Source organism: Streptomyces sp. NPDC055632, assembly GCF_053618675.1.
Genome location: NZ_JBSHHY010000001.1, coordinates 189,981 through 212,481, shown reverse-complemented (window position 1 = coordinate 212,481; position 22,501 = coordinate 189,981). Strand labels below are relative to the sequence as shown.

Annotated in this window: 20 protein-coding genes; 4 read left to right on the top strand and 16 right to left on the bottom strand. The window is 74.0% G+C overall.

The genetic code is table 11. The annotated features are described in order from the left end of the window. Positions 1–178 precede the first annotated feature (178 nt). Positions 179–478, top strand: a complete 300-nt coding sequence (locus tag ACWGSR_RS00935; protein WP_453562791.1) for a DUF1876 domain-containing protein — start codon at positions 179–181, stop codon at positions 476–478. 172 nt (positions 479–650) lie between these two features. Here ACWGSR_RS00935 and ACWGSR_RS00930 read toward each other — a convergent pair whose 3' ends face one another. From ACWGSR_RS00930 to ACWGSR_RS00885, 10 genes are all read right to left on the bottom strand, one after another. After that, positions 651–1,250, bottom strand: coding sequence for a CBS domain-containing protein (locus tag ACWGSR_RS00930; protein ID WP_366372973.1), 600 nt, complete (start codon positions 1,248–1,250; stop codon positions 651–653). Between the two features lie 142 nt (positions 1,251–1,392). Continuing rightward, entirely contained in the window at positions 1,393–3,456 is a 2,064-nt protein-coding gene (locus ACWGSR_RS00925; protein WP_453562789.1) for a galactose-binding domain-containing protein, read from the bottom strand. Positions 3,457–3,577: 121 nt separating this feature from the next. Continuing rightward, the gene (locus ACWGSR_RS00920) at positions 3,578–4,171 is read right to left on the bottom strand and encodes a TetR/AcrR family transcriptional regulator (protein ID WP_376239514.1); all 594 of its coding nucleotides are present in this window, start codon (positions 4,169–4,171) and stop codon (positions 3,578–3,580) included. 103 nt (positions 4,172–4,274) lie between these two features. Continuing rightward, complete coding sequence (locus ACWGSR_RS00915) at positions 4,275–5,072, bottom strand: ABC transporter ATP-binding protein (RefSeq protein WP_453563096.1); 798 nt, start codon at positions 5,070–5,072, stop codon at positions 4,275–4,277. 70 nt (positions 5,073–5,142) lie between these two features. Further along, a complete protein-coding gene (locus ACWGSR_RS00910) occupies positions 5,143–6,186 on the bottom strand; it encodes a taurine ABC transporter substrate-binding protein (RefSeq protein ID WP_453562787.1) in 1,044 nt (347 codons plus the stop codon). Between the two features lie 57 nt (positions 6,187–6,243). After that, the gene (locus ACWGSR_RS00905) at positions 6,244–7,041 is read right to left on the bottom strand and encodes an ABC transporter permease (RefSeq protein ID WP_453563094.1); all 798 of its coding nucleotides are present in this window, start codon (positions 7,039–7,041) and stop codon (positions 6,244–6,246) included. Positions 7,042–7,169: 128 nt separating this feature from the next. Further along, positions 7,170–8,339, bottom strand: a complete 1,170-nt coding sequence (locus ACWGSR_RS00900) for an LLM class flavin-dependent oxidoreductase (RefSeq protein WP_453562785.1) — start codon at positions 8,337–8,339, stop codon at positions 7,170–7,172. A gap of 349 nt (positions 8,340–8,688) precedes the next feature. Next, positions 8,689–9,264, bottom strand: coding sequence for an exonuclease domain-containing protein (locus tag ACWGSR_RS00895; protein ID WP_453562783.1), 576 nt, complete (start codon positions 9,262–9,264; stop codon positions 8,689–8,691). 71 nt (positions 9,265–9,335) lie between these two features. Further along, positions 9,336–10,007 (bottom strand): GntR family transcriptional regulator, encoded by a 672-nt coding sequence (locus tag ACWGSR_RS00890; RefSeq protein ID WP_453562781.1) that lies wholly within the window; start codon positions 10,005–10,007, stop codon positions 9,336–9,338. A gap of 105 nt (positions 10,008–10,112) precedes the next feature. Then, on the bottom strand, positions 10,113–11,330 hold the full coding sequence (locus tag ACWGSR_RS00885) for a CaiB/BaiF CoA transferase family protein (protein WP_453562779.1): 1,218 nt from the start codon (positions 11,328–11,330) through the stop codon (positions 10,113–10,115). Between the two features lie 284 nt (positions 11,331–11,614). On the opposite strand from ACWGSR_RS00885, the gene ACWGSR_RS00880 reads away from it, so the two are divergent. Then, complete coding sequence (locus tag ACWGSR_RS00880) at positions 11,615–12,796, top strand: acyl-CoA dehydrogenase family protein (protein WP_381409187.1); 1,182 nt, start codon at positions 11,615–11,617, stop codon at positions 12,794–12,796. 31 nt (positions 12,797–12,827) lie between these two features. Here the strand turns inward: ACWGSR_RS00880 and ACWGSR_RS00875 are convergent, their stop codons facing one another. Beyond that, positions 12,828–13,331, bottom strand: coding sequence for an FBP domain-containing protein (locus ACWGSR_RS00875; protein ID WP_453562777.1), 504 nt, complete (start codon positions 13,329–13,331; stop codon positions 12,828–12,830). Positions 13,332–13,427: 96 nt separating this feature from the next. Beyond that, positions 13,428–14,828: a DUF6777 domain-containing protein gene (locus ACWGSR_RS00870; RefSeq protein WP_453562776.1), complete on the bottom strand. Its 1,401-nt coding sequence runs from the start codon at positions 14,826–14,828 to the stop codon at positions 13,428–13,430. A 120-nt stretch (positions 14,829–14,948) separates the two neighbouring features. Between ACWGSR_RS00870 and ACWGSR_RS00865 the strand changes: the two genes are divergently transcribed. Then, the gene (locus ACWGSR_RS00865) at positions 14,949–16,316 is read left to right on the top strand and encodes a streptophobe family protein (RefSeq protein ID WP_453562774.1); all 1,368 of its coding nucleotides are present in this window, start codon (positions 14,949–14,951) and stop codon (positions 16,314–16,316) included. Between the two features lie 40 nt (positions 16,317–16,356). Here the strand turns inward: ACWGSR_RS00865 and ACWGSR_RS00860 are convergent, their stop codons facing one another. From ACWGSR_RS00860 to ACWGSR_RS00850, 3 genes are read right to left on the bottom strand one after another with little or no spacing between them, the layout of a single operon-like run. After that, entirely contained in the window at positions 16,357–17,349 is a 993-nt protein-coding gene (locus ACWGSR_RS00860) for a serine/threonine-protein kinase (RefSeq protein WP_376239540.1), read from the bottom strand. Then, positions 17,349–18,311 carry a hypothetical protein gene (locus ACWGSR_RS00855; protein WP_453562772.1) on the bottom strand — a complete coding sequence of 321 codons (963 nt, stop codon included), beginning with the start codon at positions 18,309–18,311 and terminating at the stop codon, positions 17,349–17,351. Before ACWGSR_RS00855 ends, ACWGSR_RS00860 begins: the two co-directional genes overlap by 1 nt. Positions 18,312–18,315: 4 nt before the next feature. Beyond that, on the bottom strand, positions 18,316–20,871 hold the full coding sequence (locus tag ACWGSR_RS00850; protein WP_453562770.1) for an FHA domain-containing protein: 2,556 nt from the start codon (positions 20,869–20,871) through the stop codon (positions 18,316–18,318). Between the two features lie 104 nt (positions 20,872–20,975). Between ACWGSR_RS00850 and ACWGSR_RS00845 the strand changes: the two genes are divergently transcribed. Then, positions 20,976–21,632, top strand: a complete 657-nt coding sequence (locus ACWGSR_RS00845) for a TetR/AcrR family transcriptional regulator (RefSeq protein WP_453562768.1) — start codon at positions 20,976–20,978, stop codon at positions 21,630–21,632. On the opposite strand, the gene ACWGSR_RS00840 is transcribed toward ACWGSR_RS00845, so the two are convergent. Beyond that, positions 21,596–22,402 (bottom strand): class II aldolase/adducin family protein, encoded by an 807-nt coding sequence (locus ACWGSR_RS00840; RefSeq protein WP_453562766.1) that lies wholly within the window; start codon positions 22,400–22,402, stop codon positions 21,596–21,598. The genes ACWGSR_RS00845 and ACWGSR_RS00840 overlap by 37 nt on opposite strands. Positions 22,403–22,501: the final 99 nt, after the last annotated feature.

The following is a 22,501-nucleotide window of genomic DNA, read 5'->3' as shown; positions in this document are numbered from 1 at the left end:
GTAGTCCGGAGCCCGAAGGGCCACCAATGGAGAAACCCATGGGTGCCATAGGAACTCCGATGGCGTCCCGGGAACGGGGCCGTCCCCGCGCGCCGGGGCCCCCACCGGTGGGATCCTGGAGACATCGGAAGGGGCCGTGCGCCGTTTCCGCGCGGCCGACGGCGCGAGGAGGCAGACCATGACCCGCACTCTGGAGTGGACGGTCGGTCTGGAGCTGGTCGAGGACGGCGGTACGACCCGGGCCGAGGCCCGGCTGAGCACCGGGACCTCGACGCTCACGGGCCACGGCGCGGCCCACTGCAACTCGACGGACACGGACGTGCCGGCGATCGGTGACGAGCTCGCCGCGAGCCGGGCGATGAAGGACCTGGCGGGCAAGCTGATGCGGGAGGCCAACCGCGAGATGGAGGCGGTGGGAGCCGGCACCGTGCCGCAGCACACCGGCCCCGGGTACGGCTGGCCGGAGGCGGTGACCTGACGGGGGAGACCCCTGACGGGGGAGACCCCTAGCGGGGACGGTCACCTGATGGAGGGGGCGCCCGACGGAGACCGGGGCCGACCGCCCGGCGCCGGAGCCGTGAAGGCCCCGGGACCGGGGCCGCGAGGGTCCCGGGGGCCGGAGCCGCGAGGGTCCGGCCCCCGGGCCGGGGTCAGGCCCCGCCGCCCTCCTCGTACGTCAGTCTGTCCACGACCTCCACGACCCCGTCCACCGTCTCGCACAGCCGGACCAGGATCGGGCCGATGCCCGGCCGCTCCAGCGCGCCGCTCAGCGTCACCCGGCCCTCGTCGACGTCGATGTGCACGGCGGACGGGGAGAGGCGCAGGATCCGGACGACCACGTCCTCGCGGATCTCCTCCTGGATGGAACGGTCCCTGCGCAGGAAGAGCTGGAGCAGGTCGCTCCGGCTCAGCACCCCGATCAGGCGTCCCTCCGCGTCCACGACCGGCAGCCGCTTCACCCGGTGCCGCTCCATCCGCCGGGCCGCCTCGACCGCCGTCCACGACGGCCGGGCCGTGACGACCGGGCTGGTCATCATGGCCTCGGCCGTGCTCGGCCCGTCCTTCGCCGTGTGCCGCCGCAGCAGGTCCGCCTCGGAGACGACGCCCACCGGCCGGTTCTCGTCGTCGACCACCGGGACCGCGGTGATGCCGTACTCGTCGAGGAGCCGCGCGATCTCCTTGAACGGCGTCCCGCGCTGCACCGCGACCGCGGTGGGCGTCATCAGGTCCGCGACACTGCGGTGCCTCATCGTCCGTTCCGTCCCTTCTGCGTTCCGGATTCCATGATCCCGCACCGGAGGCGCTCTCGGAACGAGGGGGTGGAAGGACGGAGGGCCGGCCGGACCGTCCTCCGGTCCGGCCGGCCCCATCCGTACGGGGTCCTCGGGTCCCTCAGGCCCGGTGGACCGACACCTCGTGGAGCGAGTACCCCCACTTCGTCGCCCGCCGTTCGCCGTGGACCCGTACGTAACGGGCCGACTGCGACGGGAACTCCGCCGTGTCGTACCCGCCGTCCCCGGTGCTCGTGGACCACACCGTCCGCCAGTCCGTGCCGTTGTCCGACAGCTCGATCCGGTACCGGCTCGCGTACGCGCGCTCCCAGTCGAGGACGACCTTCCCGACCGGGCGGGCCGACCCGAGGTCCACCCTCAGCCACTGGCCGTCCGACCAGTCGCTGGCCCAGCGGGTGCCCGTGTCGCCGTCGAAGGCCCGGCCCGGCGCGTAGCTCGTGAACGGGTTCCACTCCGAGGAGCTGGCCGACGCGGGCGCGCCCGCCGCCAGGTTCACCCCCGGCTCGTGGTCCTCGGTCGCCTTCCACGTGGTCAGGTACGACTCCGCGCCCGAGGCCAGCTCGTTCACGACGCCCGTACCGCCGGCGGTGAGCCGGATCTGCTCGATCCAGTCGGGGACCATGCCGTGGTGCGCGGCTCCGTCGGTGTTGAGGTCCCAGGTGCGCTGCCCGGTGACCTGGCGGTCGAGCACCGATCCGCCGTCGAAGCTGCGGAAGGGGTACGTCACGGCGTTCGGCGCGCCGGTGCCGACCGGGCCGGGCCAGCCGCCGACGCCGTTCATGTCGGTGCCGTAGCCGAGGCCGACCCCGTACTTCGCGCGGAGCGCCGCCTTCTGCCCCGCCTCGCCGACGAAGCCCTCCGCGCCGTGCATGTACTGGGCGACGAAACCGCCCAGGCGGTAGAGCCGTTCGGTCCAGTCGAGGTCCATCCAGCTGTGGCTGGACAGGACGCCCGGGTACTCCTCGGACTCCAGGACGTCCAGCGCCCGGCCCGCGGCCTTGACGCTCATGTGGTCGAGCTCCAGCATCATCCCGCGGTCGATCATGCCCCGCAGGGCGTGCTCGCCGAGCCTGGTCAGGCCGCGGGTGTTGCACTGGGCGTCGGAGGCGTACGAGGGGACGCTCACGCCCGGCGGCAGCTTCGACGCCATCACCGGGGCCGCCGCGAGGCCGATCGGGTTGTCGTGCTGCGGGCCCGCGCACTTCTCCGTGGTCCAGAAGGTGCCGGTCGACAGGAACTGGCCGATGTTGACCGCCGTGCCGATGGCCCCCTCGTCGAAGCGGACGCCGCACAGCGCGTTGTCGAACTTGTGGCACAGGAACATGCTGCGCACCCCGAGGCCGTACAGCTCGTCCAGACCGCGGTCGATGTCGGCCTTGTCGCACTGGGCGACGTCGAGGATCTGCTTGCAGCCGAACGGCTCCGAGGTCTCCACGCCCAGGACGACCGCGAGCTTGCCCTGCGCGACCACCGAGCGGGCCTGCGCCGCGTCGGTGACGATCCGGAACCAGCCCTTGCCCGGGCCGCCGTACATCCGGTCGACGTAGTCCTGGAGCTCGTACGTCTTGCGGGCCTGGAGGCGGATCGAGTCCATCTCGTCGCAGCCCCGGTCGCGGGGCAGGATCGAGCAGATCAGGCCGTTGGTCACCAGGTCGTTGACGAGGACGCGCTGTCCGCCGCGCCAGGCGCGCTCGACCCAGGCGTAGTAGTTCTGCTGGTGGGTCAGGGAGTCGTGGGCCGGCCAGTCCTTGAACGTGGGCCAGCCGACCGGGTCGTGGTGGCCGTCGGCGCCGCCCGTGATGTTCTCGAACAGCGCGCCGGAGCCGTCGGGGTAGTGCTCGGGACAGTCCTTGAGCGCGTCGGCCGCGCCGGCCTCGGAGAACGTCCGGCCGCAGATGAGCCGGCCGCCGAAACCCTCGTTGGACATGAGGTGGTTGTGCGCGTCGACGAACCCGCGCACCTTCCCCCGGGCGTCCGTTCCGGTGAACGGCGTGCCCGTGACGTTGATCTGCGAGTCGGCGGCGGGACGGGACACGGGCTCCCACCACGAGCCGCCCGCGGCGGCGGGGACCGGGGCGGAGCCGAAGAGGACGGCGGCCAGGGCGAGGACGAGCGCCAGGAGGGCGGGTCCGCCGCCCCTCCCGCGCGAGAGGGGTCGAGTCATGGGCAGCGAGCCTCCGGTCGGTGGGGGAGTACCGGGCGTGCCGAGGATCGCGGTGCCGGAGGACCGAGTCAAGAGTCCGGGACGAATGACCTACTCGCGGGTGAGGAAGCCCGCGTCTCCCTCAACCCTCCATCAGGGACACGAGTTGATCGGCCATCAGGTCGAGGTGGCCGTCCGCGGTGTCCTTGTCGCCGAGGACGAGGAACTGGAGGGTGAGGCCGTCGATCGCCGCCGCCAGGTACCGCGCGACCACCTCCACCGGCACCTTCGGCGCGATCCCCCGCACCGCCCCCACCCGCTCGACCAGATCGGCCGCCGACGCCACGTACTGCTCGTACTGGGCCCGCGCCAGGTGCTCGAAGCCGGGCTCGCGCAGCGCGTACTGGGTCAGGTCGTACGTCAGCATGTGCTCGCCGGGATGGGCGGTGACGTGGTCCCAGTACGTCCGGAGCGCGCCCCGGACGGTCTCGCGCAGGGTGGCCCCCGGCTCCACCGCCGACATCACGCGCGCCACGTAGTTGTCGGTGATCGTCTCGATGGCGGCTTCGAGGAGCGCCTGCTTGGACTCGAAGCAGTAGTGGAAGACGCTCAGCGACACCCCCGCCTCGGCGCAGATCGACCGGGTGGTGGTCCGGGCGACCCCGTCCCTGGTCATCGCCCTGATCGCCGCCTCGACGAGCTGCCCGCGTCGTGCGGCCGAAGACATCCGCGCCATGGTTCCTCCTCGCGTCCGGCGCCAGGGTAACCGCAGCCCCCGGCGCCGTGATCGCTCCGGCCCGTCCCTCCGACCCGTCCTCCGGGCCCCCGGGCCCCGTTGCTCAGGCCGCCGAACTCCGCGTCGCCGCCGCGAGCTCCGCCCGCAGGGCGGCGAAGCCGGGGTCGCCCCGCAGGGCGGCCACGTCCGTGTCCGGATCGCGCGGGAGGGGGACGGGGACCTCGGCGACCACCCGGCCGGGGCCCGCCGCCATCACCAGGACCCGGGAGCCGAGCAGTACCGCCTCCTCCGCCGAGTGGGTGACGAAGAGGACGGTCGCGCCGGTGGTCGACGCCAGGGCGCGCACCTCCTCCTGGAGGCGCTCGCGGGTCAGCGCGTCCAGGGCCGCGAACGGCTCGTCCATCAGCAGGACCTGCGGCTCCGTCGCGAGCGCCCGCGCGATCGCGACGCGCTGCTGCTGCCCGCCCGACAGCTCCCAGGTGCGCCGCCCGGCCATGCCGGAAAGGCCCACCAGGGACAGCAGCTCCTCGATCCGCCCGGCCCGCGCGGACCGTTCCACCCCGTGCCGGGCCAGGGCGAAGGCGAGGTTGCCCCCGACCGTGCGCCAGGGGAAGAGCCGGGGCTGCTGGAAGACCACGCCGACCTTCCGGCGCACCTCCACGGTTCCGGCGGCGGGCCGTTCGAAGCCCGCCACGAGCCGCAGCAGCGTCGTCTTGCCGCAGCCCGACGGGCCGACCAGGACCACGAACTCGCCGGGCGCCACGGTCAGCGACACGGCGGAGACCGCGACGACGGGGGCCTTGGGCGTGCCGTAGCGGACCTCGACGCCGGACAGCTCGATGTCGGACAGCCCGGTGCCGGGCAGCTCGGTGCCGGACAGCCCGGTGTCGGACAGCTTGATGTCGGTGGCGCCCGCCGCCGCTTCCGTACCCGCCCCGGCCGGCGACATGGCCCCGGCCGGGGTCACGCGCTCAGCCGGCGACACGGGCCAGCTCCTTCAGCGCGAGGCCCTTCTCGAAGACCGACCGGTCCGGCACGGCGTCGATGGCCTTCTGGCCCTTGAGGAAGACGGCGGCGTCGTGCAGGTTCGCCGCGAGCGCGCCCGGAGCGCCGGGCTTGCCGAGGTACTGCGCCCCCTGCTGCTCCCGCGCGGTGAGCAGGACCAGCTCGGCGAGCTGCTTCCGGGCCTCCTCGGGGCCGAGGTTGAGCTCGGTGCCGATGGCGGCCGCCGCCTTCGCGGGGTCGCTCTTGGCCAGCTTCACCGCCTGGTCCTCGGCCTTCAGCCAGGCGTCCACGATCTCGGGGTGCTTCGCCGCGAACGCGTCGGTGACCACGCCCAGGTCGGCGGTCGGCTTGCCCTTCGCCGCGATCTCCCGGCTGGAGACGAGCACCTTCCCGTCCTTCTTCAGCTCGGTCAGGCTCGGCGTCCACACGTAGGCCGCGTCGATGTCGCCCCGCTGCCAGGCCGCGAGCGCGTCCTGCGGCTGGAGGTCGACGAGCGTCACGTCGGACGCCTCGAGCCCCGCCGACTCCAGCGCCACGAGCAGCGAGTAGTGCGCGGTCGAACCGAACGGGGTCGCGATCTTCCGCCCCTTGAGCGCGGCGACGGACGCGACGTCCTTCTTGGCGACGAGCGCCTCGTTGTCCCCGATCAGATCGTGGATCCACAGCACCTTGTACGGGATGTCCAGCGGCGCCGAGAGCCCCTTGGTCACCGGGCTCGAACCGAGGAGCCCGAGGTCCACCGACCCGGCGATCACGGCGGTGTTGACGTCGCCGCCCGAGTCGAACTTCACCCACGACACCTCGGCGTCCGGCAGCGCCTTCTCCAGGAGCTTCTGGTTCTTCACCACCAGATCGGCGTTGGGGATCGCCTGGTACGCGATGCGTACCCGGACCTTTCCGCCCTTGCCCTCGCCACCGGAGTCGGCACCGCCGCAGGCGGTCGTGGAGAGGGCGAGCAGCAGGGTGGTGGCGGAGGCGGCGAGCACGGCGCCGCGACGGGAGGAGGGCATGACGGTTCCTTCGGGGAAGAGGTGAAGAGAGGTGGGGAAGAAGAGGTGGAGAGTGGGTCAGGCGCGGCCGCGCCACGGGACCGCCGCCCGCTCCAGGCCCCGGAACAGCGCGTCGAGGAGGATTCCGGAGAGGCCGATGGCGATGATGCCGGCGATGACGACGTCGGTCTGGTTGTAGCGCTGGGCGTCGCGGATCATGCCGCCGATGCCGGGCACGCCGTTGATGGTCTCGGCGGCGACGACCGAGGTGTACGCGATGCCGACGGCGATCCGCACCCCGGTCAGGATCTCCGGCAGCGCCGACGGCAGCCGGACGGAGAACAGCAGTGCCACCGGCCCCGCTCCCAGGGCCCGTCCCGCCTCCACCAGGTCGGCGGGGACGCCCCGGACGGCCGCGGCGGTGGCCGCCGCGATCGGCGGGAGGGCGGCGACGAGCAGCAGCCAGATCTTCGGGGACTCGTCGATGCCGAACCAGATGACGAGCAGCGAGAGGTACGCCAGCGGGGGCAGCGTGCGCAGGAAGGTGACGGCCGGCTCCAGGACCACGGCGAGCGGCTTCACCACCCCGATGAGGAGCCCCAGGGGGATCCCGACGAGCGCCGCGTAGCCGGTGCCGATCGCGATCCGGCGCAGCGAGACCGCCAGGTGCTCGACGAGCAGGTGGCCGCTGATGCCGCGCACCCCGTCCCGGACGGTGGACGCCTTCACGAAGGCCTGCCACACGTCGCCCGGGGACGGCACGAGCACGCGCGGCCAGACGCCCGCCGCGACCACGGACTGCCAGGTCGCGAGGAGGACCGCGAGCGCGAGGAGCCGCAGTGCGGTCCAGCGCAGGGCCGCCACCCCGGCCGGTATCCGGCGGGCGGGCCGCCCGGTGGCGGGGACGGCGCCGGCCTTCTTCCCCGCGGCGCCGGCCTTCTTCCCCGCGGTGCCGGTCTCCTTCTCCGCGGTGCCGGTCTCCTTCCCGGTGGTGCCGAGGAGGGTCACGCCGCCACCTCCCCGGCCGCCGTCTCCGCGCTGTCGCCCTCCGCGCCGTCCGCCCGCGCGCCGACCGCCTCCGTGAGCGCCCGCAGCCGCGGTGCGACCTCCTCGCCGACCCGGTAGGCCTCTTCGAGGTGCGGATAGCCGGACAGGACGAACTCGTCGATGCCGACCCGCCCGTACTCGAAGAGCCGCTGCGCGACCTCGTCGTGCGAGCCGACCAGGGCCGTGCCCGCGCCCTCGCGGACGAGCCCGATGCCCGCCCACAGATTGGGGGAGACGGTCAGGTCCTCGGCGGAGCCGCCGTGCAGCGCGGTCATCCGGGCCTGTCCGGTGGAGTCCATCCGGGCGAACCGTTCCTGCGAGACGCGGACCGCCTCCGGGTCGAACCCGGCCAGGATGCGGTCGGCCTCCCGCCAGGCCTCGGCGGCGGTGTCGCGGGTGATGACGTGGAGACGGATCCCGAAGCGCAGGGCGCGCCCGGCCCGCGCGGCCTTCTCCCGCACCCGGGCGACGCGTTCGGCGACTGCGGCCGGGGGCTCGCCCCACAGCAGCTGCACCTCGGCGTGGCGGGCGGCGACCTCCTCGGCCTCCGGCGACGCGCCGCCGAAGTAGAGGGGCACGGGCGACTCCACGGACGGCTCGTGCAACCGGGCGTTCTCCACCCGGACGTGACGGCCCGCCAGGTCGACGGCGCCGCCGTCGAGCAGCGCCCGTACCACCTCCATGAGTTCGCCGGTCCTGACGTACCGCTCGTCCTTCGGCAGGTGGTCGCCGTACGCCCGCTGCTCGGCCGGGTCGCCGCCGGTGACCACGTTCAGCGCGATCCGGTCGCCGAACAGGCGCCGGAAGGTGTCGGCCTGCTGGGCGACCAGCGTCGGCTGGGCGAGACCGGCCCGGAACGCCACCAGGAAGCCGATCCGCTCGGTCACCGCCGCGACGGCCGAGGTCAGCACCCACGGATCCACGCAGCCGAGCCCCACGGGCGTCAACAGCTTCTCGAAACCGGCCTGTTCGGCCGCGCGGGCCACCTGGGTCAGATAGCCGAGACCGGCGCCGCGGCGGGTCGCGGCGGCGGTGCGGCCCTGGACGGCGGTGACACCGCCGGGGTCGCGGCCGTCACCGCCGGTGGGCAGGAACCAGTGCAGTACGGGGGCGGCGGAAGAGGGCATGCGGGCGTACCTCGGGGGAAGTGCGGGGCGGAGACGGGCGTACTACGGAACGTCCGTCGGGCGCGGGAAGGATGACCGGAGGCCCGGAGTTCAGGACCCGGGGCGTCGAACGCGGCGGGGGCGGCCGGCGGAGGAGGTCCGCCGGCGGCGCGAAGGGAAGGAGAGGAGCAGAGCCGGGAAGGGGCTCAGCAACAGGCCGCGCGACGACAGGAGTCGACCCGACACAGCATCCCCGCGACACGCAGAAGATCCACGTGGCGGCGGGAGACGAGGGCGGGAGTCATGGGCGCATCCTTGCCGCGCGGACGCTCCGCCGACAAGTCTCGTCCGTCATGTGGACCAACAGGTCTCAGCTGGTGGGACCGAGGTCTTCCGGCCAGGCACCCCGCCCGGCGATCCGCAGCACCAGGGCGGCGATGTTCCACGCGTCGTCCTCGCCCCGGTGGTGACGCCCCTCCAGGGGCAGTCCTGCGACCTCCAGGGCCTGCGCCATGCCGGGACGCCGGGCGAGCCCGTACGCCTCGGTGAAGACCGCCTTCGCGTTGGTGTGCCGCCGCCCGAAGGGGTAAGGGGTGCCGGTGGCCCGGCACTGGTGGGTGAACTGCTTGCGGTCGTACTCGCCCCAGCTCGCCCAGGGGCGCCGCCCCGCCTCGTACGCGGTGGCGAGCAGCCGGCAGGCGGCGGTGAAGTCCAGGCCGGTGTCGACCTCCGCCTGGGTGAGCCCGGTCAGTTCGGTGCAGAACGCGCTGACCCGCGAGCGGGCCGGGCGGACCAGGATCCGGTGCCGGGAGAGCCGCTCCCGCGCGTCCAGGTCGACCACGGTCAGCCCGATCTCGATGATCTCGCTCACCTGGCCGGGCGGGCGCTCGCCCTCCCAGCAGGTCGCCTCGACGTCGATGATGTTGACCAGACCCCCGTGCTCCATGCGGGCGAGCGTAGGGCGCGCCGGGGCCGTCGGCACCCGGTTTTCCCGGGGAAGGGCTCAGTGGGGGTTGTTCAGTCCGCGTCCCGCTCCAGGACCTCGCGCAGGGCCGCCACCGCGTGCGCCCGGTGCTCGTCGAGCCAGCGGACGGCGGCCGCCTCGTCGCCGTGGCGGAGCGCGGAGATCACGGCCCGGTGCTCCCGCACGGCCAGCTTCCGGTGCGGGGCGTCGGCGTAGTACAGCGAGCGGTAGGCGTCGGTGGAGTCCCACAGGGTCGCGATCAGGCGCACCAGGCGCGGCATTCCGCACGCCTCGATCAGGGTGAAGTGGAAGAGCCGGTTCGCCGCCGCCATCGCGGGCACGTCCCCGTCGGCCGCGGCCCGCTCCACCTCGCGCTGGATCCGTTCGAGCGCGCCGACCGTGCCCTCCGGCATCCGCGCAACGGCCAGCCGGACCGCCTCCGTCTCCAAGAGCTCCCGGATCCGGTAGATCTCCTCCAGGTCGTCGAGCGAGAGCTCCGCGACGAAGTAGCCCCGGTGTATGTGATGGACCACCAGGCCCTCGGCCTCCAGGGCCTTGAGGGCCTCGCGCAGCGGCACCCGGCTCACCTCGAACCGCGCCGCGAGGGCGTCCTGGCGGATCTGGTCGCCCGGCCTGAGCTCCCCGGTGGTGATGGCGCGCCGCAGTTCCTCCAGGACGAACTGCTGGGCGGTCTGCGGCCGCCGCTTCTGCACCGCGCTGCTCATCGCCTGTGAACTCCCGTTCCTCGTGCCGCCGCCGGCATCGCTCTTCGACGCGTCGCTCCTCCGGCGTGACCATCTTCCTACGGATCTTCCGGGTCTTCTCCCGGCTCAGGGCGTGCGCGCGGTCCGTCCCTCCGTGCCGAGGACGGCGTCCGTGTGTTCGCCGAGGCGCGGGGGAGCGGCCCGGTAGGAGGGCGGGGTGGCGCCGAGCCGGATCGGGTTGGCCACCTGGCCGGGGCCCGCCGCGGACTCGGGGACGCGCGGGGCGAGCCCCAGCCGGTCGGCCAGGCCGAAGGCGGCCGCCAGGTCGTTGATGGGCCCGCAGGGCACCCCGGCCGCCGTCAGCTCCGCGAACCAGTCGTCGGCGGTACGGCCGCCGAGCGGTCCGGCGAGCGCCGCCGTCAGCTCCTCCCGGTGTGCGACCCGGGCCGAGTTGGTCGCGAAGCGGGCGTCCTCCGCCAGGTCCGGCAGGCCGAGCCGCTCGCACAGCGCCCGGAACTGCCGGTCGTTGCCCACCGCCAGGACCAGCGGCCGGTCCTTCGCCCCGAACACCTCGTACGGGGTGATGCTCGGGTGCCGGTTGCCCATCGCGCGCGGCACGACCCCCGCGCCCAGGTGAGCCGCGGCCTGGTTGGTGAGCGCGGAGAGCAGGGAGCCGAGCAGCGACACGTCGACGCGCTGGCCCTCGCCGGTGCGCTCCCGGTGCCGGAGCGCGGCGAGCACGCCCATGCCCGCGTGCAGGCCGGTGACGACGTCGACCAGGGCCACCCCCGTCTTCGTCCCCGGCCCGTCCGGCTCGCCCGTCACGCTCATCAGGCCGCCCATGGCCTGCACGAGCAGGTCGTACCCCGGGAGCCGGGCGCCCTCCGCGGTGCCGAAGCCGGTCACCGAGCAGTAGACGAGCCCCGGGTTCGTCGCCCGCACGTCCTCGTAACCGAGCCCCAGCCTCTCCATCGTGCCGGGGCGGAAGTTCTCCACCAGGACGTCCGCCCGGTCCACGATCGCGCGCGCCGCCGCCAGGTCCCCGGGATCCGTCAGATCGAGCGACACGGAGCGCTTGTTCCGGTTCACCCCGAGGAAGTACGTGGCCTGCCCGTCCGCGAACGGCGGCCCCCACGCGCGCGTGTCGTCCCCCGACCCCGGCCGCTCGATCTTGATCACGTCCGCGCCCAGGTCGGCGAGGAGCATCGTCATGTACGGCCCGGCGAGCACCCGGCCGAAGTCCGCGACGACGATCCCGGACAGAGCGCCGGGCGCGGTGTCGGGCACGGTGCCGGGCGCGGTGCCGGGTGGGGTGTCGGATGGGTCCGGCTGGTCTGCGCGCATTCCGCTCTCCTCGGGATCGGCGACCGAAGGTCGGATCCAATACATCGGATCCAATACGTCGGATCCAATACACCGGATCCGACACGTCGGATCCGGTCCATCAGATTCGGTACATCAGATTCGGATATTGGATCCAGTCCACCGGGACCGTAGGGCCGGGCCGGCGGATTTTCAATACTGGATCCAATATCCGATGTACGGCTACGCTTCGGCACGCCGAGTCGTCGCAGGCGCCCGTCACCACCCGTCACAGGCGCCAGTCGCCCACCGCCAGGAGGCCGTCCGTGAAGTCGTCGTCCACTCCCGTCCACCCCTTCGACCTGCTCGCCGTCGACGGGCTGCTGACCGACGAGGAGCGCGAGATCCGGCGCACCGTCCGCGCCGTCGCCGACCGCGAACTGCGGCCGCACGTCGCCGGCTGGTTCGAGAAGGGCGAGATCCCCGCCCGCGAACTGGCCCGCACCCTCGGCGGCACCGGCGTGCTCGGCATGCACCTGGAGGGGTACGGCTGCGCGGGCACCAACTCCGTCGCGTACGGCCTGGCCTGTCTGGAGCTGGAGGCCGTCGACTCCGGGCTGCGCTCCCTGGTCTCCGTGCAGGGCTCCCTCGCCATGTACGCGATCTGGAAGTACGGCTCCGAGGAGCAGAAGCGGCGGTGGCTGCCGAAGATGGCGGCGGGCGAGTACATCGGCTGCTTCGGCCTCACCGAGCCGGACGCCGGCTCCGACCCCGGAGCCATGCGGACCAACGCCAAGCGGGACGGCTCCGACTGGGTGCTCAACGGCACCAAGATGTGGATCACCAACGGCTCCGTCGCCGACGTGGCCGTCGTCTGGGCGCGCACCGAGGACGGCGTCCGCGGCTTCCTCGTCCCGGCCGGCACTCCCGGCTTCAGCGCCCCCGAGATCAGGATGAAGCTGTCGCTGCGCGCGAGCGTCACCAGCGAACTGGTCCTGGAGGACGTGCGGCTGCCGGCCGACGCGGTGCTGCCGGAGGCCCGCGGCCTCTCGGGCCCGCTCGGCTGCCTCAACGAGGCCCGCTTCGGCATCGTCTTCGGCGCGCTCGGCGCCGCCCGCGACTGCCTGGAGACGGCGATCTCCTACGCCCGGGACCGCACCGTCTTCGCCCGCTCCCTCGCCTCGTACCAGCTCACGCAGCAGAAGCTCGCGGACATGTCCGTCGAGCTGGGCAAGGGCATGCTCCTCGCCCTCCACCTGGGCCGTCTCAAGGACGCGGGCGCGCTCACCCCCGAGCAGGTCAGCGTGGGCAAGCTGAACAACGTGCGCGAGGCGATCGCGATCGCCCGCGAGTGCCGCACGATCCTGGGCGCCAACGGCATCACCCTGGAGTACCCGGTCCTGCGCCACGCCAACAACCTGGAGTCGGTGCTCACCTACGAGGGCACGAGCGAGGTCCACTCCCTGGTCATCGGCAAGGCGCTCACCGGCGAGCAGGCGTTCCGCTGACCCTTCCGCCCGCCCCGGTCGCGGCGGGCCGTCAGCCCGCCGTGACCCGCCGGACGAAGGCGTCGAGGTTGCCCGTCGTCCGGGCGATCTGCTCGTCGAGGGTGAGCGACTCCTCCTGGCGCCGGCCGCGCAGCTTCGGCTGCCGCTTGCCGCGGATGTAGAGGGAGCAGGCGAGGTCGGCGCAGAGGTAGATCCCGACCGTGTTGCCCTCGCGGCCGCGGGTCCCGGCGAGCGGCGCCACGAGGAGCGTCACGCCCGAGGAGGCGTGTCCGGTCAGGCAGACCTGGCACAGGCTCGACTTCATGGCGCTGGTCCTGCCGGTGGCCGGGACCCGCAGGGACACGCCGATCGGCCCGTCCTCGCGCGGGACGACCAGGTGCGCGCGCAGCGGCGCGCCCGGGTCGACCCAGCCGAGGAAGTCCAGGTCGCCCCAGGGGAGTTCGGCGAAGTCGAGCGGCAGCTTGAGCCGGGCCGCCTCGCCCTTGGTGCAGTTCACGAAGGACGAGCGGATCTGTTTGTCGGTCAGTGGTTCCACTCGGTGGACCGTACACGCGTCGTCCCGGACGGGCACCCGAATAAGGCGCCGGCCCATGGGGAGCGGCGCCCTGCTCGGGGTGGCCGCCGACCCGGCTCAGGCCGGGGTGGCCGCCGATCCGCCCGTGTCCGGGTCCGCCGGTGCGTCCGGGGAGGTCTCCGGGGCCGGCCCTGAGTTCGGGGTGGAGGTGTCCGGCTGCGGTTCGGGCGGCGGCGGAGAGTCGGGCCGGGGCTCGGGCGGCGGCGGTGACGAGTCGGGCTGCGGTTCGGGCGGCGGCGGTGAGTCCGGCCGGGGCTCGGGCGGCGGTGGCGACGAGTCCGGCTGCGGCGCCGGTGGCGACGAGTCGGGCGAGGGGCCCGGCGAGGTCGTCGACGGGCCGGGCGAGGTGCTGTCGGAGGGGCACGGCGACGAACCCTCCGGGCACGGCTTCGGGGTCGGCGGCGAGGTCGGTTCGTCCCGGTCGCCGGTGTCGCCGTGCTTCCGCGCGAACCAGTCGCCGTCCTCGGGGTCGTACACCACGAAGACGTTCACGACCTTCGGGGAGGGCGCGACGGCGACCACCTGGTCGGAGGAGTAGCCGGGCCAGGCGGTGCCCGTCGTCCGGGGGTTCTTCTGGGGTACCGGCTCGGTCAGCGGGTTGCCGCAGGCGCAGCGCACCCGGGGCACCCCGCGGTCGTCGACCAGGACCGCCGTGCCGGACTGGAGGACCGCCTGGTAGGCGGTGGCGGAGCCGTCCTCGAAGCCGTGGTTCGTCACCCGGGTGTCGGCCCGGAGCTGGAGCGGGGTGAGGGAGCGCAGGTAGCCGGGCACCTCGTTCGCGGAGATCCGCAGGACCGAGGCGAAGGCCGCGTTCTTCGCGGGCTCGCCCGAGAGGTAGCGCACCTGCTGCTCCACGTCGCAGCTCGCCACCGACCGCGTCCCGCCGTAGAGGCCGGGCGCCGAGCCCGAGACCTGGGGCGTGCCGGCCTCCGCGGAGCCGCTGCGGGGCGGCAGCGTGGCCGGCGGGGCGGAGCCGGTGGAGCGGGCCGTCGACCGGGTGAACGGGTCCGGGCCGGTCGTGGAGGCGCTCTGCAGGAAGACCTCCCCGCCGCCGGCGTCCGTCGTGCCGCCGTCGTCGCCCGAGCGGCTGGTGAGCACGACGATCAGGGCGACGGCCGCCACCAGGACGGCGGTGATCGAGGAGACCTTCGGGACGGAACGCCACCACGGGCCGCCGCCCCCGCTCCCGCCGCCGGGGTAGCGGGACGAGCCTCCGCCGTCCTGGCCGCCACCGGAACCGCCCGGTCCGCCGCCCGAGCCGCCCGAACCGCCGGAGCCTCCGGAGCCGCCGGTGGGCGGTCCTGAGGGCGGCGGAGGGCCGGCGGCGTCCGGGCGTGTGCCCGGACCCGAGAGGGGGCCCGAGGGAGGACCCGAGGGAGGGACCGACGGCGGACCGGACGGAGGGCCGGACGGTGGGTGGGAAGTCACGTTTTTCCCTTTCTTCCGTTCCGGGCCCATTGTGTGCGCCGACCGGTGCCCGCCCGCAAGCGGAGGCACGCCTTTCGGCCCGCCCCCGCCCGGGGCCACGGGCATTCCGCCCGCAAGCGCGCGGCCGTCCCCGGTACTAGCGTGGTCACCGTGAGCAGCAGGCCCCCCACCCCCACGCGGCCCGCCGCGACCCCGGCCGGACTCCTCGCCCGGACCGCCCTCCAGGCCCTGGCGGCCGTGGTCGCCGGATACCTGGCGATGGGCGTCGTCGCCGGGCTCGGCCTCTGGGCCGCGGGCGCCGCCGACCTGCCCGGCGGCTTCACCGCCGTCCTCGCCGCCGTCGTCGTCATGGCCACGGGCGGCAAGGTCGAACTCTCCGGCGACGCCGGCGCCCTCGCCGGAACCCAGGCCCAGCTCACCGCCATGCCCCTCACCGTCACCCTGGTGGGCGCACTGGTCACCGGCTACTGCTTCCTGCGCCCCCTGCGCCACCACGCGGTGACCGGCGCCCGCGAACTCCTGCTCCGCGCCGGATCCGTCGTCGTCCTCTGGCTGATCGGCCTCGCGGGGCTCTCCGCCCTCGCGCGCCACGACTTCCGGATCACCGTCGGCGGCGGGGAGGCCGAGGACCCGCTCATGGACCTCTTCGGCGAGCTCCTCGACTCGGTGAACCCGACGGTCGGCTTCCGCACCGACCTCGGACCCACGCTCTTCTACGGCCTCCTGTGGATCCTCGGCGTGCTCCTCATCGCCCTCCTCGTCTCCCGCAAGGCCCCCCTGCCGTCCCGGCTCGTCCGCTATCAGGAGCCCGTCCGGCCCGTCGCCCACGCGATGCTCCTCCTGCTCCTCGCGTACGTGCTCGTGGGCCTGGTCGTGGGGCTCGTCGTCGCGGCGACCAAGGGCCGCCCCGCCGACACCTTCGCGGTCCTTCTCCTCGGCCTGCCCAACATCACCTGGCTCGCCCTCGGCGTCGGCATCGGCGGCTCCTGGGAAGGCAGGGCCGAAGGCCCCTTCGGCCTGCCCGTGCCGCAGATCCTCGACGCCGTCCTGCGCGGCGGGAGCGGGGGCGAGGGGGCGGACCTCTCGACCGTCGACCTGTCCTCGCTCGCCGCGCAGGACGGACGCGCCTGGTGGCTGCTGCCCGTCGCCGCCGTCCTGCTGCTCGCCGCCGCCTTCGCCGCCGCCGTCCGCTCCCCGGCCCGGACCCGGCTCCGGCAGCACGCCCTGCGCACGGGCGTCGCCTTCGCGCTCACCATGCTGGTCGCCGCCCCCGTCACCCTCGTCGAGGCCCGCTTCGGCCTCTCGGTCCTCGGCATCGGCACGCTCGACTCGCTCGGCGGACAGGTGCTGCTGCGCCCGCACGTCTGGACCGTCGTCGGCCTCGCGCTCCTGTGGGGCCTGGTCCTCGGCCTCCTCGGCGGCCTCCTCGCCTCCCGGGTCCGCCGGAAGGGCGAGGTCGAGCAGCCGGTCCACCGCGAGGACGGCGCCCGCCCGCCGGGGCCGCCGGGCGCTCCGTAACCCCTCGGCGGCCTCCGCGACCGCTCCCGGAACGGGCGGCCTACAGCTCCCGGAACACCGGCCGCGCCCACGCGGGCGGAGCGGGCGGCGGGCCGAGCGGCCCCGGCGCCCCGGCCGTCACCGGGCCCGCCTCCCCCGGAGCGCCCGACGCCAGGGCGGCGCGCAACCGGGTGACGAACTCCAGGCACGTCCCGTACCGCTCCTCCGGCGTCTTCGCCAGCGCCTTCGCGAAGACCGCGTCCGCCGCGCCCGGAAGCCCCGGACGCGCCTCGGAGACCGGCGGCGGCGGGTCGTACTGCTGCGCCCACAGCACCGCCCAGTCGGTGTCCCGGCGGAACGGCGGCGCGCCCACCAGCGTCTCGAACACCACGCACGCCAGGCCGTACACGTCGCACCGGCCGTCGACCGGCTTCCCCGAGATCTGCTCGGGCGCCACGTAGTCGAGCGTCCCCACGAACTCGCCCACCGTCGTGAAGCCGGTCAGGGACAGCGACTTCTTCGTCAGGCCGAAGTCGGTCAGGTACACGTGCTCCGGATGGTCGCGGTCGGTGCCCTCGGCCACCAGGATGTTGCCGGGCTTCACGTCCCGGTGCACCAGGTCGTGCGCGTGCGCCGCGTCCAGGGCCGAGGCCACCTGCACGGCGATCCGGCCGGCCTTCGCCGGCGGCAGCGGCCCCTCGCGGTCCAGCAGGGCCACCAGGTCCTGTCCGGCGACGTACCGCATGGCGATGTAGAGCACGCCCTCCGTCTCGCCCGCCTCGAAGACCGGCACGATGTGCGGGTGGTCGATCGAGGCGGCAACCCGCGACTCGTGCGCGAAGCGCTTGCGGAAGGTGTCGTTGCGGGCCAGCTCGGGGGCCAGCAGCTTCAGCGCCACCGTGCGGTCGAGCCGCAGGTCCCGGGCCCGGTACACCACCGCCATGCCGCCGCGCCCGATCTCGCCCTCCAGGCGGTAGCCGGCGACCTCCTTGCCGACGAGCCCCGAGGGCCGCCCGGCCGGAAGGTCCGGGTCGGCGTGCGCGCCGCCGGCCATCAGCCCTCACCCGTCGGAGGCCGCTCCACGATCCGGGTCGGGGGCGGATCCGCGGTCCCGGACGGCGGCCGCACGACCTGGGTCGGCGGGGCTTCCGATGTCCCGGGCGGCTGTTGTACGACCTGGGTCGGAGGAGCCTCGACATCCTCGGGCGGCTGTTCCACCACCTGGGTCGGGGGCCGCTCCACCGTCTCGGGAGGCCGCTCCACCACCTGCGTCGGCGGTCGCTCCGCCATCCCGGCCGGCGGCTGTTCCACGACCTGCGTCGGCGGAGGCGGCCCGGACGGCCCCGGCGCCCCGGTCGGCCCCGCCGCCGCGTCGACCCGGGGCACCGCCCGGGTCGGATCGGCTCCGGCGGGCACCACCCGGGCGGGCTCGTGACCGCCGACCGCCGGACCGTCCCCGGCCTCCCCCTCCGGAGGCGCACTCGCCGGGGCGGCGGGCGGCGCGGCGGTGACCGAGGGGGCGGCCCCGGCCGCGTACGTACTGAGTCCCGCGCCGTCGCAGTACACCCAGCGCTCGTGCTCCGCGTCGTACAGCCACACCGACTCGCCGTCCACGACCATGCCCACCCGCAGGCCGCGGGTCCGCAGCCGGAAGGCCTCGCCGTCGAGGCGGCCCGCGCCCAGTTCCTCGGCGGCCCGCCGGTAGCGGCCGAGGGCGTCCTCGGCGCGGGCGATCAGCGGGCGGGGGTCGGCGGTCCTGGTGAGGGGACGGCCCGCCGCCGGCGGATCGTCGGGGACGCTGACGAGCAGCCGCGCGTCGACCCACGCCGTCCAGCCGTTGGAGCACCGGATCCGCCCCCAGTCCCCGCTCCGCTCCTCCAGGCGCACCGGCAGGAAGGCGTCCAGGGGCGCCGTGGGCAGCCCCGGATCGGGCGCCTCCCAGGCGGGCAGGCCGTCGCGCGGCACGACGTGGGTGGGCCGGAAGTCCGGCACGTACGCGGACACGGGGACGCTCACGGGCCTACCTCCGCATGACGACCGGCTCGTGGCGGCGCAGCAGCCGGGCCACGACCAGGCCGAGGAGCAGACAGAGCACCACCATCATGCCCATGTCGAACAGCCAGGCCTCCGCCGTGTGCCGCATCAGCGGATCGGTGGTCTTGTCGCTCGGCGCCACCTTCCCGATGTCGATCGTCGCGCCCATCGCCGCGAACGCCCACCGCGAGGGCACCAGCCAGGCCAGCTGCTCCAGGACGGGCGTGCCCCGCACGGTCAGGAGGGCCCCGCAGAACACCACCTGCACGATGGCGAGCAGGACGAGCAGCGGCATCGTCACCTCCTCCTTGCGGACGAGGGCGGAGACGAACAGGCCGAGCATCATCGCCGTGAAGGACAGCAGCGCGACGGCGAGGGTGATCTCCACCAGCGGGGGCATCAGGACCCCCTTGCCGCCGGGCACGTTCAGCGGCACGCCGATCAGGGCCACCAGGGTCAGGACCACCGACTGCACGACCGTGATCAGGCCGAGGACCACCACCTTGGAGGCGAGGTACGCCGAGCGGGACAGGCCGACCGCTCTCTCGCGCCGGTAGATCGTGCGTTCCTTGACGAGTTCGCGCACGGCGTTCGCCGCGCCCGTGAGGACCCCGCCCACGCAGAGGATGAGCAGGACGTTCAGCGACGACTCGGGGTTGAGACTGCCCTCCGACAGGGCACGGGCCATCGCCCCCATCACGAACGGCAGCGCCACCATGATGACGATGAAGGTGCGGTCGGCGGAGAGCGCCGCCGCGTAGCGGCGCACCAGGGTCCGCAGCTGGGAGCCCCAGCTCTGCGCCTTCGGCGGCGGGGCGGGCACCTCGTCCCCGGGGGCGCTCCCGCCCAGGGGGAGGTCGGGGCCCGCCGCGGCGTCGGTGATGTACCGGCGCTGGAAGCGGGAGGAGCGGTAGCCGCCCGCCCAGTCGCGGTCCCGTTCCTTCTCGAAGGCCTCGAAGGCCTCCGGCCACTCCGTGAAGCCGAAGAATTCGAGGGCCTCGGAGGGCGGTCCGTAGTAGGCGACCCGGCCGCCGGGCGCGAGGACGAGCAGCCGGTCGCAGACGTCCAGGCTGAGCACGCTGTGCGTCACCACGACGACCGTGCGCCCGTCGTCGGCGAGCCCGCGCAGCATGTGCATCACGGACCGGTCCATGCCGGGGTCGAGGCCCGAGGTGGGCTCGTCGAGGAAGAGGAGGGACGGTTTGGTGAGCAGCTCCAGGGCGACGCTCACGCGCTTGCGCTGGCCGCCGGAGAGGCTGTGGATCGGCTGGTCCGCGCGCTCCACGAGACCGAGCTCCCGGATCACCTCGTCGACCCGGGCCCGCCGTTCCGCGCGCTCGGTGTCCTCGGGGAACCGCAGCTCGGCGGCGTACCCGAGGGCCCGGCGGACGGTGAGCTGGAGGTGCAGGATGTCGTCCTGGGGGACGAGCCCGATGCGCTGGCGCAGCTCGGCGTAGTCCCGGTACAGGTCGCGGCCGTCGTAGAGCACCGTGCCCCGGTCGGCGGGCCGCTGGCCGGTGAGGGCGTTCAGGAGCGTGGACTTGCCGGCGCCGGACGGTCCGACGACCGCGAGCAGGCACTTCTCGCCCACCGGGAACGACACCTCGTCCAGGAGGGTCTTGTGTCCGTGGTCGACGGTGACGGCGAGCGACCGCACGTCGAGGGAGACCTCGCCGGTGTCGGTGAACTCGACGAGCTGCCCGCCGATCAGGCAGAACGCGCACCGCCCGATGCCGACGATGTCCTCCGGCGTCACCCGGGCGTCGGTGACGGGCCGGCCGTTGAGGAAGGTGCCGTTGTGGCTGCCCAGGTCGTGGATCCAGTAGGTGCCGTCGGGGTGGGCGCGCAGCTCGGCGTGGCGCCGGGAGACGACGAGGTCGGGGATGACGACGTCGTTGTCGGGGGCACGGCCGATGCGGATGCTGTGGGCGGGCAGCGGCCGGACGGACGTCGGCTGCCGGAAGGTGCCGGTGGCGGCGGGGTGCGAGACGGAGGGGGGCCGCGGAGGAGCGGATTCCCGTACGGGGTCGGACACGAAGTCCCGTACGGGCTCGGGCCCGGGCACCGGCTCGGGCCCGGGCACCGGCTCGGGCCCGGGCACCGGTTCGGGTTCCGGTACCGGTTCGGGTACGGGCACCGGCTCCGGTACGGGCTCGGGTTCCGGCACCGGCTCCGGTACGGGTGGAGGAGGCGGTTCCGGTGTCGCCGGGCGGGCCGGGACGGCGGCCGAGAGGACGGCTCGCGGGCCGTCCTCCGGGTGTCCGAACCGTACGACGGTCCCGGCGCCCACACCCCGCGAACGGGCCACCCTCAGACCGTCCGCGAAGGTGCCGTTCGTACTGTCCTCGTCGGTCAGCGTCCATCGGCCGGCGGGGGCGCCGAGCACCGCGTGGTGCCAGGACACCCGGGCGTCCGAGAGGACGACGTCGCTGGTGGGGTCCCGTCCGATGCGGTAGACGCGGCTCGGATCCATGAGCGTCGCGTCCCCGTCGATCTCGAGGACCAGGTCGGGCGCCGCAGACGCGGCCGGCCGCTCTCCCATGTCTGAATTTTATCCGCCGGAGCTGATCCCCGCCCGGGCGGGAGCCGCCGGTATGGTGGGCGTCCGCCGCGGCGAGCGGCCCGGACGAACTGGAGGACCCACCCGTGCCGAAAGGTGTCACCAAGCGGCGGCCCCGCACCCGCGCGGCGCTCCTGGGGGCCGCCCTGGAGACCTTCGCCGAGCACGGCTTCCACGCGACGACGATCGAGCAGATCTGCGAGCGCGCCGGCTACACGCGGGGCGCGTACTACTCGAACTTCGCGAGCAAGGAGGAGCTCTTCCTCGCCCTCTTCGACGAGCACAGCGACCGGACGGTGCGCCGGCTCGCCGAGTCGATCGACGCGCTGACGGCCGAGGAGTACACCCTGACCCGGCTCGCGGAGCTGGCCTCCCGCGTGGAGCCGGACGAGCGGGACTGGTACCTGGTGACCACCGAGTTCACCCTGCACGCCATCCGGGACCCGCAGGCCGCCTGGGTGCTCGCGCGCCACGACGAGCGGCTGCGGGCCGAGATAGCCCGCGGCCTCACGCTCGTCCTGCGCCGGGCCGGACGCGAACTGACCGTGGACGCCGACCGGTTCGCGCGCCTGCTCATCGCCCTGCGCGAGGGCGGTCTCGCGCAGAGCTACGTGGAGCCGGACGCGCTGCCGCCGGGCAGTCTGGAGCGCCAGTTCCTCCCCGCGTTCCTGGAGGCCCTGACACGTGGACTGCCGGAACGGGGCGGTCAGTCGAAGAGGTCCGGGTCGGACACGGTGATCTGATCCCACAGCGGGCGCGCCTGGAACCAGCCGGCCAGGTGCCCGCCGATCTGCCCGCGCGTGAGCAGCGCGGTCTCCCGGTCGATGGACTGCGGGGTGCCCGCGGCCATCGCGAGGAGCTGGGCCTGGCAGGAGCGCTCCATGGTGACGAACCACCACACGGCCTCGGCGACGGAGTGGCCGACCGTGAGGAGCCCGTGGTTCTTGAGGATCACGGCCTTGTACGCGCCGAGGGCCTTGGCGACCCGCTCGCCCTCCTCGGTCTCGTTCACCACGCCCCGGTAGTCGTCGTAGATCCCGTGGTCCTCGAAGAACGCGCAGGCGTCCTGGGTGATCGGGTCGAGCGGGATGCCGAGGCTGGAGAAGGCCTTGCCGTACAGGGAGTGCGAGTGCGCGGCGGCGACCGCGTCGGGCCGGGCGGCGTGGACCCGGGAGTGGATGACGAAGGCGGCCCGGTTCACGGGCCGGCGCCCTTCGAGGACGACGCCCTCGTGGTCGACGAGGATCAGGTCGGAGGCCTTGATCTGGTGGAAGCTCATCCCGAACGGGTTGACCCAGAAGGCGTTCGGGTCGCCGGGGTCGCGGACGGTGATGTGCCCGGCGACCCCCTCGGAGAAGCCGAACCGGCCGAAGATGCGGAATCCGGCGGCCAGTTGCTCCTTGCGGTACCGCCGCTCCTCCTCGACGCTCTCGAAGGCGGGCGGCAGCGGCAGGACGACCCCTTCGGGCAGCGGCCCGACGGCGGCGGCGAGCGCGGGCGGCACGGTGCTCATGGCGGCTCCTCCATGGAACGGGTGACGGGGGCGGGGGACGAACGGAAACGGCTGGGAACGGCCGGGAACGGCGCGCCAAAAGATACAGAGATGTATCCG

Coding starts and splice junctions, on each gene's coding strand:
- ACWGSR_RS00935 (WP_453562791.1), top strand. CDS start 179: ATGACCCGCACTCTGGAGTGGACGGTCGGTCTGGAGCTGGTCGAGGAC.
- ACWGSR_RS00930 (WP_366372973.1), bottom strand. CDS start 1,250: ATGAGGCACCGCAGTGTCGCGGACCTGATGACGCCCACCGCGGTCGCG.
- ACWGSR_RS00925 (WP_453562789.1), bottom strand. CDS start 3,456: ATGACTCGACCCCTCTCGCGCGGGAGGGGCGGCGGACCCGCCCTCCTG.
- ACWGSR_RS00920 (WP_376239514.1), bottom strand. CDS start 4,171: ATGGCGCGGATGTCTTCGGCCGCACGACGCGGGCAGCTCGTCGAGGCG.
- ACWGSR_RS00910 (WP_453562787.1), bottom strand. CDS start 6,186: ATGCCCTCCTCCCGTCGCGGCGCCGTGCTCGCCGCCTCCGCCACCACC.
- ACWGSR_RS00900 (WP_453562785.1), bottom strand. CDS start 8,339: ATGCCCTCTTCCGCCGCCCCCGTACTGCACTGGTTCCTGCCCACCGGC.
- ACWGSR_RS00895 (WP_453562783.1), bottom strand. CDS start 9,264: ATGGAGCACGGGGGTCTGGTCAACATCATCGACGTCGAGGCGACCTGC.
- ACWGSR_RS00890 (WP_453562781.1), bottom strand. CDS start 10,007: ATGAGCAGCGCGGTGCAGAAGCGGCGGCCGCAGACCGCCCAGCAGTTC.
- ACWGSR_RS00885 (WP_453562779.1), bottom strand. CDS start 11,330: ATGCGCGCAGACCAGCCGGACCCATCCGACACCCCACCCGGCACCGCG.
- ACWGSR_RS00870 (WP_453562776.1), bottom strand. CDS start 14,828: ATGGGCCCGGAACGGAAGAAAGGGAAAAACGTGACTTCCCACCCACCG.
- ACWGSR_RS00860 (WP_376239540.1), bottom strand. CDS start 17,349: ATGGCCGGCGGCGCGCACGCCGACCCGGACCTTCCGGCCGGGCGGCCC.
- ACWGSR_RS00850 (WP_453562770.1), bottom strand. CDS start 20,871: ATGGGAGAGCGGCCGGCCGCGTCTGCGGCGCCCGACCTGGTCCTCGAG.
- ACWGSR_RS00840 (WP_453562766.1), bottom strand. CDS start 22,402: ATGAGCACCGTGCCGCCCGCGCTCGCCGCCGCCGTCGGGCCGCTGCCC.